Origin of the sequence: Candidatus Thermodiscus eudorianus, from assembly GCA_015521085.1 — an archaeon.
Lineage (GTDB): Archaea > Thermoproteota > Thermoprotei_A > Sulfolobales > Acidilobaceae > Thermodiscus > Thermodiscus eudorianus.
The window spans coordinates 172,139-189,919 of sequence record WAOW01000005.1 but is presented as its reverse complement, the minus strand read 5'-3'; the positions used below and the strand labels follow the sequence as shown (position 1 = coordinate 189,919).

The 17,781-nt window shown below is 49.0% G+C and carries 23 protein-coding genes; 3 read left to right on the top strand and 20 right to left on the bottom strand.

All coding sequences use genetic code 11. The features are described from left to right. Positions 1–14: 14 nt before the first annotated feature. The gene (locus tag F7C38_04195) at positions 15–530 is read left to right on the top strand and encodes a GNAT family N-acetyltransferase (GenBank protein MCE4600746.1); all 516 of its coding nucleotides are present in this window, start codon (positions 15–17) and stop codon (positions 528–530) included. Here F7C38_04195 and F7C38_04190 read toward each other — a convergent pair. From F7C38_04190 to rpl7ae, 20 genes are all read right to left on the bottom strand, one after another. Further along, positions 527–1,384: a GTP cyclohydrolase, FolE2/MptA family gene (locus tag F7C38_04190; GenBank protein MCE4600745.1), complete on the bottom strand. Its 858-nt coding sequence runs from the start codon at positions 1,382–1,384 to the stop codon at positions 527–529. The two genes, F7C38_04195 and F7C38_04190, sit on opposite strands and share 4 nt — an antisense overlap. After that, positions 1,354–3,012 (bottom strand): phenylalanine--tRNA ligase subunit beta, encoded by a 1,659-nt coding sequence (gene pheT, locus F7C38_04185; protein MCE4600744.1) that lies wholly within the window; start codon positions 3,010–3,012, stop codon positions 1,354–1,356. The genes F7C38_04190 and pheT overlap by 31 nt, the downstream gene beginning before the upstream one ends. Positions 3,013–3,023: 11 nt before the next feature. Further along, positions 3,024–4,487 carry a phenylalanine--tRNA ligase subunit alpha gene (locus F7C38_04180; GenBank protein MCE4600743.1) on the bottom strand — a complete coding sequence of 488 codons (1,464 nt, stop codon included), beginning with the start codon at positions 4,485–4,487 and terminating at the stop codon, positions 3,024–3,026. A 68-nt stretch (positions 4,488–4,555) separates the two neighbouring features. Continuing rightward, positions 4,556–6,274, bottom strand: coding sequence for a glutamate--tRNA ligase (locus F7C38_04175; protein ID MCE4600742.1), 1,719 nt, complete (start codon positions 6,272–6,274; stop codon positions 4,556–4,558). 23 nt (positions 6,275–6,297) lie between these two features. After that, a complete protein-coding gene (locus tag F7C38_04170) occupies positions 6,298–6,804 on the bottom strand; it encodes a DUF2118 domain-containing protein (protein MCE4600741.1) in 507 nt (168 codons plus the stop codon). Next, a complete protein-coding gene (locus F7C38_04165; GenBank protein ID MCE4600740.1) occupies positions 6,805–7,830 on the bottom strand; it encodes a polyprenyl synthetase family protein in 1,026 nt (341 codons plus the stop codon). Then, the gene (gene fni / locus F7C38_04160) at positions 7,827–8,954 is read right to left on the bottom strand and encodes a type 2 isopentenyl-diphosphate Delta-isomerase (GenBank protein MCE4600739.1); all 1,128 of its coding nucleotides are present in this window, start codon (positions 8,952–8,954) and stop codon (positions 7,827–7,829) included. The genes F7C38_04165 and fni overlap by 4 nt, the downstream gene beginning before the upstream one ends. A 4-nt stretch (positions 8,955–8,958) precedes the next feature. Then, the gene (locus F7C38_04155) at positions 8,959–9,729 is read right to left on the bottom strand and encodes a hypothetical protein (protein MCE4600738.1); all 771 of its coding nucleotides are present in this window, start codon (positions 9,727–9,729) and stop codon (positions 8,959–8,961) included. A gap of 7 nt (positions 9,730–9,736) precedes the next feature. Beyond that, positions 9,737–10,516, bottom strand: a complete 780-nt coding sequence (locus F7C38_04150) for a hypothetical protein (protein MCE4600737.1) — start codon at positions 10,514–10,516, stop codon at positions 9,737–9,739. Positions 10,517–10,533: 17 nt separating this feature from the next. Continuing rightward, positions 10,534–11,403 (bottom strand): AmmeMemoRadiSam system protein B, encoded by an 870-nt coding sequence (gene amrB / locus F7C38_04145; GenBank protein MCE4600736.1) that lies wholly within the window; start codon positions 11,401–11,403, stop codon positions 10,534–10,536. A 63-nt stretch (positions 11,404–11,466) separates the two neighbouring features. Further along, positions 11,467–12,087: a 30S ribosomal protein S2 gene (gene rpsB, locus F7C38_04140; GenBank protein MCE4600735.1), complete on the bottom strand. Its 621-nt coding sequence runs from the start codon at positions 12,085–12,087 to the stop codon at positions 11,467–11,469. Then, positions 12,084–12,344, bottom strand: coding sequence for a DNA-directed RNA polymerase subunit N (locus F7C38_04135; protein MCE4600734.1), 261 nt, complete (start codon positions 12,342–12,344; stop codon positions 12,084–12,086). The genes rpsB and F7C38_04135 overlap by 4 nt, the downstream gene beginning before the upstream one ends. 6 nt (positions 12,345–12,350) lie before the next feature. Beyond that, entirely contained in the window at positions 12,351–12,803 is a 453-nt protein-coding gene (locus tag F7C38_04130) for a 30S ribosomal protein S9 (protein MCE4600733.1), read from the bottom strand. After that, complete coding sequence (gene rplM, locus F7C38_04125; GenBank protein MCE4600732.1) at positions 12,800–13,261, bottom strand: 50S ribosomal protein L13; 462 nt, start codon at positions 13,259–13,261, stop codon at positions 12,800–12,802. Before rplM ends, F7C38_04130 begins: the two co-directional genes overlap by 4 nt. A gap of 13 nt (positions 13,262–13,274) precedes the next feature. Continuing rightward, on the bottom strand, positions 13,275–13,637 hold the full coding sequence (locus F7C38_04120; GenBank protein ID MCE4600731.1) for a 50S ribosomal protein L18e: 363 nt from the start codon (positions 13,635–13,637) through the stop codon (positions 13,275–13,277). Beyond that, entirely contained in the window at positions 13,634–14,494 is an 861-nt protein-coding gene (locus F7C38_04115; protein ID MCE4600730.1) for a DNA-directed RNA polymerase subunit D, read from the bottom strand. Before F7C38_04115 ends, F7C38_04120 begins: the two co-directional genes overlap by 4 nt. A gap of 43 nt (positions 14,495–14,537) precedes the next feature. Beyond that, the gene (locus F7C38_04110; GenBank protein ID MCE4600729.1) at positions 14,538–14,939 is read right to left on the bottom strand and encodes a 30S ribosomal protein S11; all 402 of its coding nucleotides are present in this window, start codon (positions 14,937–14,939) and stop codon (positions 14,538–14,540) included. A gap of 15 nt (positions 14,940–14,954) precedes the next feature. Further along, positions 14,955–15,461, bottom strand: coding sequence for a 30S ribosomal protein S4 (locus F7C38_04105; GenBank protein ID MCE4600728.1), 507 nt, complete (start codon positions 15,459–15,461; stop codon positions 14,955–14,957). 19 nt (positions 15,462–15,480) lie between these two features. Then, positions 15,481–15,936 carry a 30S ribosomal protein S13 gene (locus tag F7C38_04100; GenBank protein MCE4600727.1) on the bottom strand — a complete coding sequence of 152 codons (456 nt, stop codon included), beginning with the start codon at positions 15,934–15,936 and terminating at the stop codon, positions 15,481–15,483. Positions 15,937–16,014: 78 nt separating this feature from the next. After that, positions 16,015–16,398, bottom strand: coding sequence for a 50S ribosomal protein L7Ae (gene rpl7ae, locus F7C38_04095; protein ID MCE4600726.1), 384 nt, complete (start codon positions 16,396–16,398; stop codon positions 16,015–16,017). Positions 16,399–16,506: 108 nt separating this feature from the next. Between rpl7ae and ppa the strand changes: the two genes are divergently transcribed. Both ppa and F7C38_04085 read left to right on the top strand, forming a co-directional pair. Continuing rightward, positions 16,507–17,040 (top strand): inorganic diphosphatase, encoded by a 534-nt coding sequence (gene ppa, locus F7C38_04090; GenBank protein MCE4600725.1) that lies wholly within the window; start codon positions 16,507–16,509, stop codon positions 17,038–17,040. Between the two features lie 5 nt (positions 17,041–17,045). Further along, entirely contained in the window at positions 17,046–17,735 is a 690-nt protein-coding gene (locus F7C38_04085) for a hypothetical protein (GenBank protein ID MCE4600724.1), read from the top strand. The last annotated feature ends 46 nt before the right edge of the window (positions 17,736–17,781 follow it).

The window sequence follows — 17,781 nt, the reverse complement described above, 5'->3', positions numbered from 1 at the left end:
TTATGGGTTGAGAGATGAAGAGATGTCCGCTATGCGGGAAGATGCTAGCCGAGATATCAATTGACTCGCGGAGAATCATAATACGGGGTATATGCCCCGAGGATCGTGACAAGCTACTGGACTTCTATAACAAGCTGAGCGACGAGACTATATACACTAGGTTCTTCTCCATAATTAGATATTTCGATCCCTATGTGGAGAGGCTCGTGTCTAAGTCCGGGATACTCGGCGTGGTAGCCGAAGATGTAGAGACAGGGGAGATTGTTGGCGTCGCAGAACTTATCCTGGAAAAGAACGGGGTAGCCGAGGGTGGAATTGTTATTCTTGAAAGCATGCAGGGGAAGGGCCTTGGGAGCACTATGGCTAAAGTGATGAGGGATATAGCCAGGAGCTTTGGCATAAAAAGGGTCTATGGGTACATCCTGGCTGACAATGTCAAGGCACTGAAACTTGTTAAAAAACTTGGGGGGCGCCTGAAGGAGTACTATTCTTCGATGATCCTAGTCGAGATTCCATTGAACGGAGATTAGCTACATCTACTCGGCTCGTTCAATAGCTCTCCCAGGACGCTCCTGGCATACGCGTAGACATTGTGCGGGTGTATAGATTCGATGCTATCAACCGATACCTCCAGGATTGAATCAGTTGAAACCTTTTTCTTTAGCCTCTTTGCTAGGTTGCAGAGCGCACTCCTGGCTATATCCTCGGCGAACATGGGTCTTCTGTGCGCTTCTATCACTAGTCTCGCCTCTTGCATCCTCTTGAGGTGCGTAAATACGGGGGCGGAGGCGCTGTCTAAGAGTGCGTGAGCTATATCTTCTATGCGAGCCATCTCACCGCGTGTAGTGACTCTCCCCGTTATCAGAACCCTTTGGACGTGGCTCGGAGCTAGATTATCCGTTTTAAGTAATTGACTCACGCTAATCTGTGCACTTGGACATACGCTCATAGCGGCCACGGTCACCGATGTCACCCATGTCCTGCTCCCATCGCGTCTGGTTACCACCGCGACTTCTACGTTTACGGGTTCTACTCCCTGTATGCCATTGTATTCGATCTCGGTGTAGTAGATCGTCCTAGCACGGGCCTCGACCTGTGAGGCATAGTTATGTAGCTTTAGCAGCTTCTGGGAAACAGCCTCTAGGTATTCCTCTATACTCCTAGCGGGGCCTAGCGCGAGTAATCCTGCTAGGTCTAGGGCCTCGATGTTTCTTGAGAGGTGCGCGCCTCTCCTCGAACCGTCTATTGATATGAAAACGTCTAGGTCTAGGTCTAGTACGATCTCTCCCTTGGGAGTGTTTAGCTTGATCCGCCTTTTGACCCCCTTAAACCCTATCTTTTCGAGTGGCAGCTTTATGTCGGGTTCTGTGTCTTGAACTTCCATTCTGCCAGCACCTCTAGGTTAAGTTCAGCCACGGCAATAGGATATCCTATCTCCATCTTCTCCAGTACTTCGGGTGAGATCTCTCCGGCTATCCCTAGGTGTCGTCCCTTTGCGTCGATGATTTCGGCCGTTCTGCCTTCTATGAAGGCTGGATGCCTATACTCCCTGACAGAGAATTTAATATCGAGTATTCTTAGTATAGAGTAGATGACTGCCTGTATGTCCTCGTATCCAACCTCATCATCCATTACCAGGAACCCTATACGATACTCGTCCCTGGGAGGCTCGCCAGGTATGACAATACTCCCTATCTCGAAGACCTTCACAGGCTTGCTAGCATGCACGTTACGCTGAGCCACTGTCAGTAGCGTGGGGACCAGGCTAGGCCTCAGGACACTGTATTCTAGCTGAACGGGGTTCGCTATCTCGACACGCTCTCTGTAACCAGTCAAATCCAGTAGCCCTGGGCTTGTTAGTGTTAGCTGTGCTACCTCGGTGAATCCAAGCCCTATAGCTAGATCCCTCAATAGACGGGATACTCTGGTTTCGGCCATTAGCTTGCCTGGATCGGTTACAACGGGTCTATTAAAGCCGAGTTCCTCGTAACCGATGGCCATTGCTATGTCTTCGACCAGGTCTATCCCGCCTAGTACGTCGGCTCTGAAGGGTGGTACTTCAACGTGTAGATCCGCCCCGGACATCTCTACGTTATACAGCATCCGTTCCAGGGCGTTCTTTATATCAGGGGGCCTCAGTGAGAGTCCTAGAGTCGAATTCACATAGTCGCTCTTCAATGTTAACTTCTCGAATTTAAGAACGGGCGTGTGGAGTATGCTATTGTCATCGGCGTTGACCACCTTTACCATGCCTATGTAGACGCCGGGCCGCTCGGCTAGGTTAGACGCGATTATATCGAGTACCTTTAAAACGGTTTGTAGATCTGTCCCCGTCACGTCTACGAACAGATCTCGTGTCCCAGGTTCCATCCGGGTGATGTCAGAGTTAATGACGGGTGGAATCGCGATTATCTCGTCACCCGAGTATAGAGCGGGGTGCGAGTTATCCCTGCTGTCCAGGGACAGGGTGCCATACTTTTCACCCTGAGGTGTAGTCCTCAGAATCTCGCCGATTGTCATCTTTTCCCCGTGCTCTAATGGCTTCATTTCCTCACTAGTTTTTACGCTTGTGTATTTGAGACTGGTTGAAGGTAGCTTCTCTAGGTCATGGAAGCCTATGGCGACTTTTTTCCTCCTCCTCCCTATCGTATCGTGGAGCTTCTCTTGGAACTGTATTAGCTCGGGGAGAAAGTCTTCATCGACGTTGACGTTGTAGATTACCGCCGCAGCAATATAGGGTCTCTTGGCCGGGGGCTCTACTCTCAGCGAATACTCTGTGGTCGTAGTCCTTGGCTTTCGCCAGCCCAGCCTAGCACCTTGTAACCCCAGGACTGCCCTACCTATCCCTTCTCCCAGATACATGTCGGGCCTGTCGGGGTTTATCTCGACTTCGAACTCGTCCTCTATTAGTTCAGTCTCGCACTTGAGTCTAAATAACGCCTCTTGCAGCTCGCCTATAGTGAGCCCGGTTAGCCTGACCAGCCTCTCGGTCTTAAACCTCAGTACCGGCAAGTTCCATACACCTATACACTCCTAACCTTAAACTCCATAATTTTCTTTACATCTTTAGTATATAATTCCCTGATATCACTAATACCTAATACCGCGGCAGCCAACCTCTCGACTCCAAAGCCCCACGCGCCCACTGGATAATCCACGCCAGCCGCCTCAAGAACCTCTGGCCTGAAGAGGCCAGCGCCAAACAACTCAAGCCATCTTCCATTAGGCAACTGAACATATCCCTCTACACTTGGCTCTGTGAAGGGGAAGTAACCCGGTTTGAGCTTAAGATTCAAGCCAAGTCTTTTAGCAACCTCCTGTAAAAGTCCGATTAAATCCCTGAAAGTGTAACCCTTCCAGCCCATAATACCGTCTAGCTGATGAAACTCCGGTAGATGCGTTGCATCGACGACATCGCTCCTGTAAACTCGTCCGAGAGTGAAGAAGCGTATAGGCGGCTTCGGCCTTTCCACAAGGATTCTCGCTGAGACACTTGTAGTTTGACTCCTTAAGAGTAGCCGAGCAGCTATATCCGGGTTCCACTTGTAACCCCATCCCCTCTCGTGGATGCGTGCGACTCTCTCCACGAGATCGCTATAAGCTGAGAGGTCTGCTTTCCGGGGCTCTTTTATCCATAGCGTGTCATGTATCTCCCGTGCAGGATGGTCTTGGGCCTGGAATAGAACGTCGAAGTTAAATAGCTCTATTTCAACCAAGGGCCCCCTAACCTCTATAAAGCCTAGCTCCTTCATTATATCGCGCAGCATCTCAATGAACTCTACTAGGAAATGCTTCCTAGCCGGGTATATCCGGGGCGGTTCTGCCGTTATATCATAGCGCCTCAAACGTATGCGCCGCCACTCACCTGTCGACACTAACGAACTGGTTAGCTTGGCGTATTCCACGACGACTTTATCCAGGATCGTTTTTGGATCGTGAACAAGCTTGAATTTCCTCTTGATTTCCCTCTTCGACCTAACCAGGCCTCTCTCTACTAACTCTTTAGGAACACTAACATCCTCACCCCTATCAACAGCTTTGAGAACCTCCTCCAGCTTCCCGAGCTCCTCTAGCACCACCCTTGGATCCCTAACTAGCCTAACCCTACCCGACTCAATGGTAATGTACCCCTTCTTCCTAGCCTGACCTATGGCAATGCCCGACTCTCCACCCAGAACTCTACGGATCTCTCCAATATCAGCCTCCCCTCCCGTTCTAAGAACGGTCTCAACGAGTCTCCTCTCTGGAAGACCATTTCTCAACGCATCACGGCCCTTGTCGGTCAAATAGTTATACTCACGGGTTTCCTCCTCGACCTCAACTAGGCCCTTGTCTGCCAAGAGCATTAGGAGGCTGGCTAGCGTTGACTTGCTGATTCCCAGCTTTCTGGCTGCCGCGTCAAGGTAATCCTCTCTTATCCCGGACTCGATGATCCTCTTCAGTAAATCGTACTCGCTCTTACTTACGCTAATCCTACCGCCTGTCAATACAGTGTTTCCCCGAGTTGAGACTTAAGGGGCATAGCGGCGTAAAATTAAGTTAAAGGATTAGGCGGCTATCTATGGGTTAAGAATGCTTTGTATACTCCACCCTCCTCTTCGTCTATCCTTATGAATCCGAAGCGCATCAACTGGAGCCTGCTGTCAACCTTGTATTCACTAATAGCAGATTCTACGAGACCCCTGTACTCGTCGAACTCTAAACCTCTTGGTTCGAGCACTATTAACTGTCTAGAACCGGATAAGGGGACCCATTGTATTATGGGTAGCTTCCTATTGCGCGCATACTCCAAGTCTGGGGTGACTAGGACCGCCCTACCGTCCTCTAATCTAAAGTTTCCTAAGCCAATGAGCCTTACCTCACCTCGTGCGTCTTCCCTGTTTATGACTACCTTATCGCCTGGACAGACTTCTATAACCCTCGATCGTTCGGGCCTGTCGGGGTGATAAGGTATCTTTGCCTTAAGGCAACCGGGTATATCTAGTGCTAGTTCAAGTGGGTCCCATACGAACATTAGCCTATCCGCCAGAGGGTCGAGAAGCTTTCTATTCATTGCGGCTAGGTTGTCCCAGCTTATCCTGGCGTCCCCGCGTTTCACTCCAACTTCTAGTATGAGTTGGCGTATGGCTTCGGGGAGAATCCCTCGCCTCCTAAGCCCGGCTATGGTACCGAAACGTGGGTCGTCGTATCCCAGGAACTTGCCTGGGTTCTCTTCAAGGAGCTTCCTAATGTAGCTCTTGCTCATAATGAATCCCTCCAGCTTCAGTCTGCCAAAGTGGATGAATACCGGGGGTTTCCATTCCATACACTTGTAGACATACGATTGCTTCTCGGTGTTTACCTGGTGCTCTTTGCCCCTGAGAACATGTGTAACCCCCATGAGGTGGTCGTCGACACTCACTGCGAAGTTGTACGTTGGCCACGCGGAATACTTAGAACCGACTAGCGGGTGGGGGTACTTCTCTGTATCTATTATCCTGAAAGCAACCCAGTCCCTGACGCTCGGATTGGGGTGCTTCGGGTCTGTCTTTATACGGAGCACTGCCTCGCCCTCATCGTAATAGCCCGATACCATCTTCTGGAATTCTTCGAGCTGCCATTCTACTGGTTTATCCCGCGTCTCGCAGTATTGGCCTCTTGAGAGGAGTTCCTTTGACTTCTCTCTGCACAAATCTACATAGGCGCATCCTCTTTTGATCACTTCCCTAGCTACATTGTAGAAGATCTCCATCCTTAGACTCTGAATGTATTCATCATGCCACTCGACGTTAAGCCACTTTAGATCCTCCTTGATAAGACCATAGGCTTCGGGTAACGGGGTCTTGGTTCTAGGATCCGTGTCCTCAAAGCGAAGAATCATCTTACCCTTGTACATCTTAGCGTATTCGTCGCTCAATATGGCTGGCCTGGCGTTCCCGAGATGAATAACGAAGTCTGGATTTGGCGCGAACCGCGTCACCACACCACCCTCTATAGCGTCTGGCAGTGGCGGTAAACCCTTCACCTCATCTCTCCTCTCTTCTTCGCCTTGCTGAAGCCAGGGGTATTCCTCTTCTAGCAGCTTCTTCTGTTCATCGAGCGAGAGCGAGTTGATCTCATCAACTATCTCCTTTACAAGCACTACTATCTCTTTTGCCCGCGATTTAAGCTCGGGATAATCGCCCAGGAGCATCGACATTACACTACCTATCTTCGCTTGCCCACCATGCTTTACTGCATTCTTAAGAGCATAACCTTTTACAATTTTCTCTAGATTTTCATCCAATTTCCTCACCAGACGCCACCAGTCCCAGGAAGCTATCTAGCCCTTTCAAGCACTATAAGATCCTCTTCCCTAGCCAGAACAACTATATACCTAGGCGGGTGCGTCCCAGGCTGCCATGCAATATAAAAAACAGTCGCATCCTCATCGACCCTCACAGTCCGCGTCTCCCCCTTACCCGTCAATACATACGCCAATACATCACCACTCCTCAAATCATCCCCCTCAAAAGCGTAAAACACAGTCTGCACACCCTCTACTTGGTATATGATAACCGGTGTGTCCCGTTTTAGCAGCATCGCCTTGTCGTCTTTCCAAGGCACCCTAACGGCGATTTCCCGTGTAGTTCTAGCCTTGAGTAAGTCAAAAGCTAGTTGTATTCCTTCCTCGTAGACTATCTTGCCTAGACCATTGCCCTTGTTACTTGGCGTGATTATGTATTTTCTCGACTTTAGATCGGGATGCAGGTACTCGGTGGAGGAGACTCCTTCTGCATAGACGATTGGGAACCGGTAGTCTTCTCGTGAATAGTCTTTGGCCACTCACCTGTCCCTCTTTATAGAGAATTCAGCTAATTCTTTTAATATTTCTAACGATTTGATATCAGCTATCAATCCAGCCGCCTTTAAATCGTCCATTATTCTCTTCGCATTCTCAACATACTTCTCAGCAAGCGACTCCGCATACTTAAGAGCCCCTGTCCCGACGATTATATCAACAACCCTCTTCAGATCCTCATCGGAATAGTAACCGGATAAAACTCTTTTAACCAGGTTCCTGTCTTCGCCTCTAGCATGCTTCATAGCATAGAGGACAAGGAGAGTCTTCTTACCCCGTCTGAGATCGTTATATATAGGCTTACCTGTTTTCTCTGGATCACCGAAGACCCCTAGTATATCGTCCCTTATCTGGAAAGCAACTCCTACGAAAGCCCCATAATCACCCAGTTTCTCGACAATAGACTCGTCGACGCCTGCTGCGATTGCCCCTAACTTGGCGCTAGCTTCTATGAGTGCCCCCGTTTTTAAATAAACCATCTGTAGGTAGTCGTGGTAATCGACATCGTCTAGCTTCTCAAACAACATATCATAGCCTTGGCCCCTAGAGACTCGGACACTGGCTTCAGTTAATACCTTAAACGCTCTAACCAAACCCTCCTGGGATAGCCCTCTCTCGCTTGACCTGGATATTGCCTTAAAGGATAAGCTAAATAATAGGTCGCCAGCTAGTATGGCCGTAGCCTCGCCCCAAACCTTGTGGACCGTCGGTACTCCACGCCTGAACTCATCTTGGTCCATTATATCGTCGTGTACTAGGGTGAAGTTGTGAAACACTTCTACAGCTGCAGCTAAAGGTAACGCCTTGGATTCTGCATCTTGTCCTCCAAGCATCCTAGCAGTCACGAGTACTATGATTGGTCTAAGCCTTTTCCCGCCAGCTTTCAATAGATGTTGCGATGCCTTGTAAACGTACTCTGGATCACCTTTCAACAACTCATTGAATATATACATGTCTATCATGGGCGGGTACTTGTTTAGTGCATCTTTAAGGTACGAGAACTCCGTCATCTCCTGGCTCCCACCGTGTTTATCCTAGTGATGTTGATGTAATTCGTTAAATTAATGCCTCTGCCCTTTGCCTCTTCGTAGAGACGGCCAGTTATAGTAATGGGAGTTCTCCATAGATCAACAGGTCTCTTTCCACCTGTCAGGAAAATTATTGATTTAATCTGATATAATATTGAATTTATATACTTTCTTAACCCCTCGACTCCAGATCTAATTAAAACTCGGAGCGCGGGCAACGCCAGACCAGCTATGTCAGCCCCAAGCGCTATTACCTTAGCTGCATCGAGACCGTCCCTGATGCCTCCACTACCGACTATATAGGCACCGGGAGCCGCAGTCCTCGTTTCGATTACAGCCAGAGCCGTTGGATTACCCCAATAGTCTGCCAAAGGACCAGCCGGAAGAGGAGCTTCACCTCTTCTGAGTGATCGCAGTACCTCAACTTTTATCCAGTTTGTCCCACCGAGTCCCGCAGTATCAAAACACTTGACACCTATATTGTACAGTTCCCTAGCTACTTCATACGATATCCCTGTGCCCGTCTCCTTTATTATTAGCGGTACATTGACGTGGTCAAGTATTTCCACTATCTTATCAGTAACTCCAGCATAGAACGGATCACCCTCTTTTTGAAAAGCTTCCTGGCCTGGGTTTAAGTGTATAGCGATTGCATCGGCGTCTATCATCTCAACAGCTCTTTTTACATCCTCTATTCCATACTCCCTGGCCAGTTGTGGCGCGCCTATATTAGCTACAAGGAATATGTCAGGGGCTACTTTACGTGCAACCCTGTACGTTCTAGCTAGTTCCGGATACTTGAGTGCCGGTCTTTGACTACCGACACCCATTGCCAAGCCATATTCCTGGGCCACCCTAGCTAACTTCTCGTTAATAGGCTCTACTTCGGGGTGCCCACCGGTCATCCCAGTTATCATTAGAGGCGTGGGGATCTCTCGTCCGCAGAAGTTTGTTTTCAGGGATACATCGTCTAGGTCTACTTCTGGTAATGGGTTATGGACTATCCTGACGTCATCTAGCAGTGTAGGATGGATTGACTCAGGATTTCTCTCCAATACGACGTTGATGTGATCTAGTTTTCTATCCTTGAGTATATCGTCAACCATGCCTTTATCCTCTCCTAGCATGTCTTATCAATGTGCCCGCAGGTTTGCCTTGGAGGACTTTGGCCAGACCCTCTATATCAATGACCCTTATCTCGACGTCGTGGTCTAGAGAATAGCTTAACGCCTTCTCTATTTTCCCGATGACACCTCCCGTCACGTCTATTTCTTTACCGTTAAAGACACGGACTTGATCTATACTGTTTAGGGCTTCGATTACCTCGCCCTTAGGCCCTAATACTCCTGGTTCAGACGTCACAAAGTATACCCTTGTAGCGCCTACAGCGGATGCAACCCACAAAGTTAAATCATCGCCGCTTATGATATATTCCCCCCTATCACTATAGATTATATCACCGTGAGTCATGGGCACCAATCCATTTTCTAGATCCTCAATAATATAATCCAACTTGGAGATCGACTGGCACTTCTTCCTACACAGAACATGGCCTGGGTAGAGGGTGACTGGTAGCCCGTGCTCCAGCAGTATATCCATAACCTTAACTGCGAGCTTTAGCATGATGTATTGGACCATTGAGACATCTCTTTGATCCAGTACGCCTTTTCGACTCCTTCGCTCAAAAACCGCCTGGTGTCCAAAGCTTCCTCCACCGTGAACTAGCACCATACGACCGCCTGCTTCGTAGTATGATCTGAGTATCTTGGAAATCCTAACTAGTGCTTCCTCGTTTACACTGTAAGGCTTATCCTTAAAAGTTATAGCACTTCCTCCAAGTTTTATGACGATAGGCTCCACCAGCTTCTTTCTCGATAGCAATACGGTTTCACCAACAGTATGTATCAAACTCGCCTGGTAGGCCCGGTACATTTATGCAGTTTGGAGGGGGGTAATCAATGTCCCATATTGATGCTATTAAACCATTCTGGAGTTTGCCGAGAGTCTCAGCTATCGCAACTACGTTTCCCTCTTCCCTTAACTTCACCGCCGCCTCTAGCGTCATTACTCCTACCATACGCACTAGGGAGTTGTACACATCTCCCCCTAGGGCTTCTCTGGTGAGTTTCTGGGTTGTTGCCTCGATTGTAGATTTATAGGAGAGATCTCCCTCGAAGGTAGTCTCTATCTTAGCAAACTCCTCGTCGTTTCTAAAGACTACGGGTGTCCCTGTTAGTGTGGAGTACCGTGTGGAATCTATCACGTAGGTCCATCCTGATGGCTTCTCTATGGGATCTGCATAACGCGCTATTTCTAGTATCTCCCAGGTGTCTAGCGTCTCACTGTGGTACTTTGCTAGTGCGTGTACTATCAGAGTGGTGGCTAGAGAATATGCTGATAGCCTAGATAACGCGTTTCTACTATTAATATTAATTTGTAAACATTTATTTGATGTAATTTCTTCCAGGTTAGCTATAAACCCGGATAACAGGTACGCTACATTATCGTCGGCGACGCCTATCTTATGCCTCGGACTACTACACTCACCCACTGCAATGTCTACCCTAGTTCTACCTATTGGTATCGATAGAAAGGGGTTCTCCGAATTAGCTAGGGGGACGCCGATCAACGCAATAGAAGCACTAGCTTCTAGACTATATGTCTTCAACAGCTTCACCTAGTTGCTTAACTAGAGAGCGGGACTTTGATCGAAGCGTAGCCGACAACCCAGTCCTTCTCGCCAGTGACATCGCCAGAGGTAGCATGCTTCAGCAATACCGGCTTTGCAGCGTTTGAATGGAGCGCGTAATTTATGAGTGCCGCTGTCGGAGCCGGCCCGCACATTGTTATGTTATACTCCTCTATGACCCTATATAACCCCGCGTCGTCTAGGTTCAGGATAGCGTTTATCGCTAGTTCATCTTTCCTTAGGGTGACGTCATGCGGCTCGTAGTGGTTGAAGTCTGTGCTCGCTATAAAGACTATATCGACGCCGTTCTCAGCCCGGATTCTTGCTAGTGCCTTCCCTAAATCCCGGGCGACATCAAGTGTTTGTATGTAGATTGTTATCGGGACTATTGGAACTTCACCGCCGTAAACATACTGTATAAATGGAACCTGGACTTCTACGCTGTGCTCGTACACATGGGCTTCGTTATCAAACGAATAATATTGCGTGTATTCCACAATCAACTTCCCGATATCATTGTCGACAGGTATGGTGCCTAGCGGAGTCTCCCATGCATCGCCTCTATAGACCGCAGCTCCCAAACCTATACCGTTATGATTCGGACCTGCTATCACAATAGCCTCGGGCTTCCTCCTCGTCGATAAGTCTAGATAGGCGTGAGCCGCGACAGGACCGCTATACATGTAGCCCGCATGGGGTACCACATAGCCGATCGAGTGTACAACGTCTCCACTAGGCTTTTCTGGCAGCCTACCGGGGCCTATAGGGTGTAGAAACGAGTCTTTGATCGACTTAATCAATGACTCCTTGCTTGCTGGATAGAACGTTCCCGCGTGCATAGGCTTCCTAATCGTCAAACTCCCCATCTCGCGCTCCACCGGGTATATAATAGGAAGCTGGCTAGAGGAAAATAAGGGAGACTCGGGGGGCTACCTGCGTATCCTACTGGCCATGAAGGCCTCATAGTCTACATCTAAGGAATCTGTGGGGCCTAGCTCGCCCCTGTTTCTAAGGATCTCCCTAGTTAGAATCCAGTATAATAGTGCCAGGCTCCTTCTTCCTTTGTTGTTGGCTGGTATGATCAGGTCGAGGTTCTCAATCCTGTTGTCCGTGTCTGCAAACGCAACAACCGGTACTCCTATCTTTGACGCTTCAACTACCGCTTGCTTATCGGTTCTAGGATCAGTTACTAAGACCACGTCCGGCTCCATGTAGTATTCGAGGTAAGGGTTGGTGAATATCCCTGGCACCACTCTTCCCGTTATCGCCTTACATCCTACTCTTTCACACATCATCCTAGCTGGTTTCTGCCCGTATAGACGTACTGATACAACGGCTATCTTCTCTGGAGGGAACTTAGCTAGGAAGTTAGCTGCAATCCTAAGCCTCTCATCTATTTTGGCGACGTCCAGTAGGTAGAAGCCGTCGGGCAGTATCTTGTACGTGAATCTCTTCATGTATTTCGTACAGATCTGTGTGCCGAACACGACCCCGGCTTTACGGTACAGGTCCGCCGGGACCAGTAACTCCTTCGCTGTCGAGGCGCTCATACCCCACCACCAACTCCTCTTACCGGGACCGAGTAGAGTTTAACTCTGAGCTCCCTCGTACGAGGCGAGTCAAACAAAGCAACCTTGTCTATGAAGGATACCGCCGTAAATAACATCCTCCTGCAACAGTATCTCTTCACGCCTAACTCGTCTAAAACCTTCTCGGGATCCTCGCCCGAGGCAACCCTCTCTACAAAGGGCTGCCAGAGATGACCTAGCGGTGCCCCGCATGTGAAACATCTTAATGGCTGTAACATGGCTGATCACCTGTAGGATTTCTGCCATCTCCTTCTAGCACTATATCTCATGTATTTCTCTGGTTCAGTCCGCCTTGGATCGCCAGCCAGCATTGCTCTATCATGCTCCTCGAAGATCTGCCTCAATTTCTCGTTGAGCTTATTCAATCTCTCGCATTCCTCTCCTATCTCTCCCTCGCATTTGAAATACTCTAGAAGGCCCCTAGCTATAGCTGTTCTGACGGCATCGGCTTGCCCCATGAAACCGCCTCCCTCAACACTGACCCTTATGTCAACCAGGGATCTTATCCCTCTACCCGCTAGGAGCAAGGGCTCCAGCATCTTGGCCCTAGCCAGTTCCGGGGTTACAAACTCGATCGGGACGTTGTTTATCCAAACTCTCCCTTTGCCGGGCCTGATTATAGCCCTGGCGATAGCCCTCTTCCTCTTCCCCGTTGATACGACTATCTTGCCCTTCAATCCGCTTCACCCTTCCAGCCCAGCTCCTTTGCTATTCTACCCAGCTCCACATACCATCTGGATAGTCTGGCGGAGCTGGCTTCCTTAAACCTGACTAGCTCCCTGGACTTTAAATCCTCTGGAACCCCGACGTATGCTCTCAACCGTTTTAAGGCTTCTCTACCGCGCTTGTTATGCTTTGGTAGCATCCCCCAGACTGTGTCTTTAAAGAGGTTTACAGGAGATCTGGGCCTCTTGGGCCTTAGCCGGTGTGCGTGGTGGCTTCGTACAGAGAGTATTGTCCTCTTATACGCCTTGATTACCTCGCTGGGCCTTCCACTGACTACAACCTTCTCTACGTTCACAACTATGACCTTGTTCCCCTCTAGGAGTTTCTTGGCAACTATACTGGCTAGTCTACCCAGTATGTGACCCGATCCGTCGATCACTATCTCCTTTTTCTCAACTGCCTTCTCCACGATAACCACACCCCTACGTTATAATCCTAATATTTGAAGCCTTCCTGTTCTCTTTTAACAGGTCTTTTATAGTTAAGGCTCTGGAGCCAGACGCCTTTATCTTCTCCAAGGCGGTCTCTGAGAAGGCAATCGCCGCGATCGTAACCTTCTTCTCCAAGAACCCGCCCCCTAGAACCTTCCCGGGGACGATGATTACTTCCCCTTCATTCGCATAACGGTTTATCTTAGACAGGTTCACCTCGGCTCTTCTACGTGTAGGCCTGGCTAGGAGCTCGGCTATAGAAGCCCATACCGGGGCGTTATCGGATTTCGCCGCTTTCTTTAGATCATCTATTAGCTTTCTTATAACTATATTGGTCGGCCCGGTCCTCTTCACGATGCCTCACCTTCCACCTCCTCTAGTCTTTCTATCAGTCTTCTCGCCCTTGCCTCTAGGGCTTTAACGGACTCTAAAACTATTCGCTCCGGTTTAAGGGCCCCGGTACTCTCTATTGTTAGAATAAGCCTCGACTCGTCGTACTCCACCTCTATTGCTCCAGAACAATCCGTGTCAGCGCAATACACGAGCCCGCTTGTGTTTATGTTCTCCATTATTTCGATAGTCCCTTCACCGCCCTCCTTTAACTTCTCGACTACCTCTGGATATGCTTCGAGGCACTTTAGGCACTTCTCTGAAGCTTTCTTCCCATTGAAACTGATCCTAGGCATGTATTGGAGCGTGGCCGCCGATGCAGGGCTCCACTTGGCATGCTCCTTGCCTCGTCCCAGTCGAGCATATGCTACGACATGCACCCTTTGCCCCGGTATCAGATATAGAAGTGGCGTCTCGGGATAAAGTATCCTTGTAAAATTAGAATTTACAGAGATCTCACTGGCTGTTACGAAACGGCCCTGCTTCTCTCCCTCGTCCACACCTGTATTGAGCACGAGCTTTACATAACACTTCTCGTCTTCCTCGTTAGAATCCTTGCACGCCTCGGGCGATCCTAGTTTGTCCAAGGCTTCGTCACTCTCAAACACAAGCATGCCTAGCCTGTGTGCCAGTATCTCGTCGAAGACACTGGAACTATTATCGTACACGTACACGAAGTCTACAGCCAGGGATGGCACGTCGGATAGAGATAACCTGCGTAGTGCATTAACTAAGACGACGGGGTACTCCGTGAAGAGTAGTTGTATCTCTTTGTCGCTATATTTAACGACGTTCACGCTCCTCTTCGAGTCTCGATTCACTACCTGCTACACCCCGTTAAAATAGAACATAGAGACTAGGAGGCTAGACCCTCCTGCCTCTCCTACCGCCTGGCCTCCTAGTGGTGTCGTGTGGAATGGGTGTTACGTCTTCGATCCTGCCGATAATGAACCCTGCTCGTGCGAGCGCTCTAATCGCAGCTTGAGCGCCCGGACCCGGAGTCTTTGGTCCATGGCCTCCCGGGGCCCTAACCTTAATGTGGACAGCTACAATACCTCTGGCCATAGCCTGTTGTGCGGCCCTGCTAGCTGCTATCATGGCTGCATAAGGCGATGGCTTCTCCCTGTCGGCCCTAACAACCATCCCACCGGATACTCTGGCTACCGTTTCAGCTCCAGTTAAGTCTGTGATATGAACTATTGTATTGTTGAAGCTACTATAGATGTGGGCGACGCCCCATTTCAACTCCCTCATAGGGAACGCCATGCCTAGTCACACCCCCTACTTTTCCTCTTCTACCTTCTCTTTAAAGGGGCTCCCCGGCGTGTAGTCGACTAGAGCCTCCTCATCTCTTCCAACCAGGTAGCCTGGAGACGTCACTCTCCTACCGCCTATGGATATGTGGCCGTGGACTATTAGTTGACGAGCCTGGTATATTGTCCTAGCTAGACCCTTCTTGTACACTATAGTCTGGAGCCTCCTCTCCAACACGTCCGCAGCGGTGAGGCCAAGAATATCGTCGAGCGCGGCATCTTTCTCAACTAAGCCCATAGCATAGAGCCTATCCAGCAACGCTCTCATCTGGTCTCTTCTAATGTCCTCTGGCAGGGCTAGTAGTTGACGGGCTCTATGCCTTAGTTTACGGGCCAGAGTGCCAGCGATCCACAGCTCCTTCTTGTTCTTCAACCCGTATTTTCCTACGAGCTCGATTTCAGCCAACAGCCTATCCTTAATCCAAGGGTGCTTCGGGCCTATCCATTTCTTCCTAGGCTTTCTAGGGTCGCCCATAGCCTACACCATCCCCCTTTTACCTCTTCTTTCTGACGCCAACAGTCATACCCAACCTGCCAGTTGTCCCTGTTCTCTGGCCCCTGACCTTTAATCCTAGCCTGTGCCTCACGCCCCTCCAGCTGCCGATCCTTATCTCTCTTTCGATATCCCTACGTGCATGGAAAATGAGGTCTGGACCTATTAGATGGGTATCCATACCTGTCTCGTAATCCTTCCTTCTATTATACAGCCAACTAGGTAGGCCAAGTTTCGCCAGGTCTTTAACCACGTCTTCTATCTTTTTCACCTCCTCATCCGTCAAGAACCCTGTCCTCATATGGGGGTCTAGACCCAGGAAGCGGATTATCGCTAAGGCCGTCGTATAACCGATACCTTTAATCTCGGAGAGACCGTAAGGAAGCTTGAGTTTCCCGTCGATATCGGTGCCCGCTATCCTGACTATGTATCTGAACTGCCTACCCTCTAGAGCCACTCCTTACTTCACCTTTCTCCATACCTATAGCTACCTTGAATGGGGAGCGTTAGTGGAGGTATAAAATGTGTTGGGGCCCTAGACCCCGGCCTTAGCCCTTAGCTCCTTTACACTCTCGACGATCTCCTTTACGAGAGCCTCCGCTTCTCCCGGGTCTATTATAGCTGCTGAGGCTGCCTGGACCTCTATCCCGGCTGCTTCTCCGAGTTTCTTCTTGCTTGGCACGTATACGTATGGAATCTTCTTCTCGTCACATAGTATTGGCAGGTGAGCGACTATCTCTGGGGGGTCTACGTCTTCGGCTATTATTACTAGCTTCGCAATGCCTCTCTCGCAGGCTTTAGTTGTTTCGTTGGTACCCTTCTTTATCTTGCCAGTCGTCCTGGCCTTTTCGACAGCCTCATACACCTTTAGAGCTAGATCCTCTGGGACCTCGAACTTCACGTAAAACGGCTTACTCATCCTTCATCCTCCTCCCCTTTCGTGGGTCGTCTCGGGTCCAAGATGCTGGATCTAAGGGTATTTAAATTATCCTAGGCATTATATCAGTGGGACACGAGGGGAATAACTATGGGATGCTTGGACAACCTAGGTCCTGGCGACAAGGCTCCTGATATAGTGAATGCGGTAATCGAAATACCTATGGGTAGCAGCGTAAAATACGAGTTCGACAAGGATAATTGCCTCGTCAAAGTTGATAGATTCCTCTATACGAGCATGGTATATCCCTTCAACTATGGATTCGTGCCCGGAACCCTAGAGGAAGACGGGGACCCGGTTGATATACTTGTGATCAGCAGAGAACCGGTCGTGCCCGGTAGCTTAATCGAGGTGGTCCCAATAGCTCTACTGGTTATGGAGGATGAAGAGGGAATCGATAATAAGGTAGTTGCTGTACCTAAAGCTAAGCTAGACCCCCTCTACGCATCGTATAAGGACGTAGATGACATACCTCAACATCTAAAAGATAAAATAAAGCATTTCTTCGAGCATTATAAAGAGCTTGAACCCGGGAAGTGGGTCAAGGTAAGGGATTGGAAGAGTGCCCAGACAGCTCGCGAGAGGATAAACGAGGCTATAGAGCGGTACAAGAAGAAGGGATAGCAGTGATGAAATCCGCACTCCAGAGATATAGGGCGAGAGCAGTTGCAACCATATTAACATCATTAATATTTATATTATTTTTATATTTACCCTTAATCTCCCATTCTATGACTAATCCACAAACCCTCGAAATATACTATTCGGTTCACATAACACCCATACCACCTGGTACAAGCCTATCACTAAACGATGAAGGGCGCGTATACGCTATCGCCCTTGGACACGGATACACGTTGTTAATGCAACTTACAGGGGAAGGCAACATAAGGTTCCCCGAGTTCTTTCCAGGTAACTCTTATGCGTCCAGTTCCATTAAGATAATGGTAAAAAGTATCTTCAAGGAACTAACAACTAAAATAGATTTAGAGTATGCCGAGAAATCTCGGGGCCTCAATATCTATTATCTTAATAAAGCAGATGATAACAAATTGTATGTTTGTAAGTCGCCACTAGTCGCCAAAGGGGGAAATTTCGAGGTTGCATTCAATGAATACTCGATACCGCTCAAGTCCATTGTTGAACTCGATACCGACAATGACGGACTAGCTGATATAGCAGTAATCTTCGATATCCTGTACTCTAACGCTTCCATATGCGGGTACAACACGCTCGCCGGCGCAAAAGCTTACATTCCGCTCGCCGGCGCGATTATTATAGGAATAGCCTCAATAGCCGGTTTCAAGCGCTTTAGATGATGTATCAAACACGAGCTCCCCAGATAATGCGAACAAGCGGGGTCGC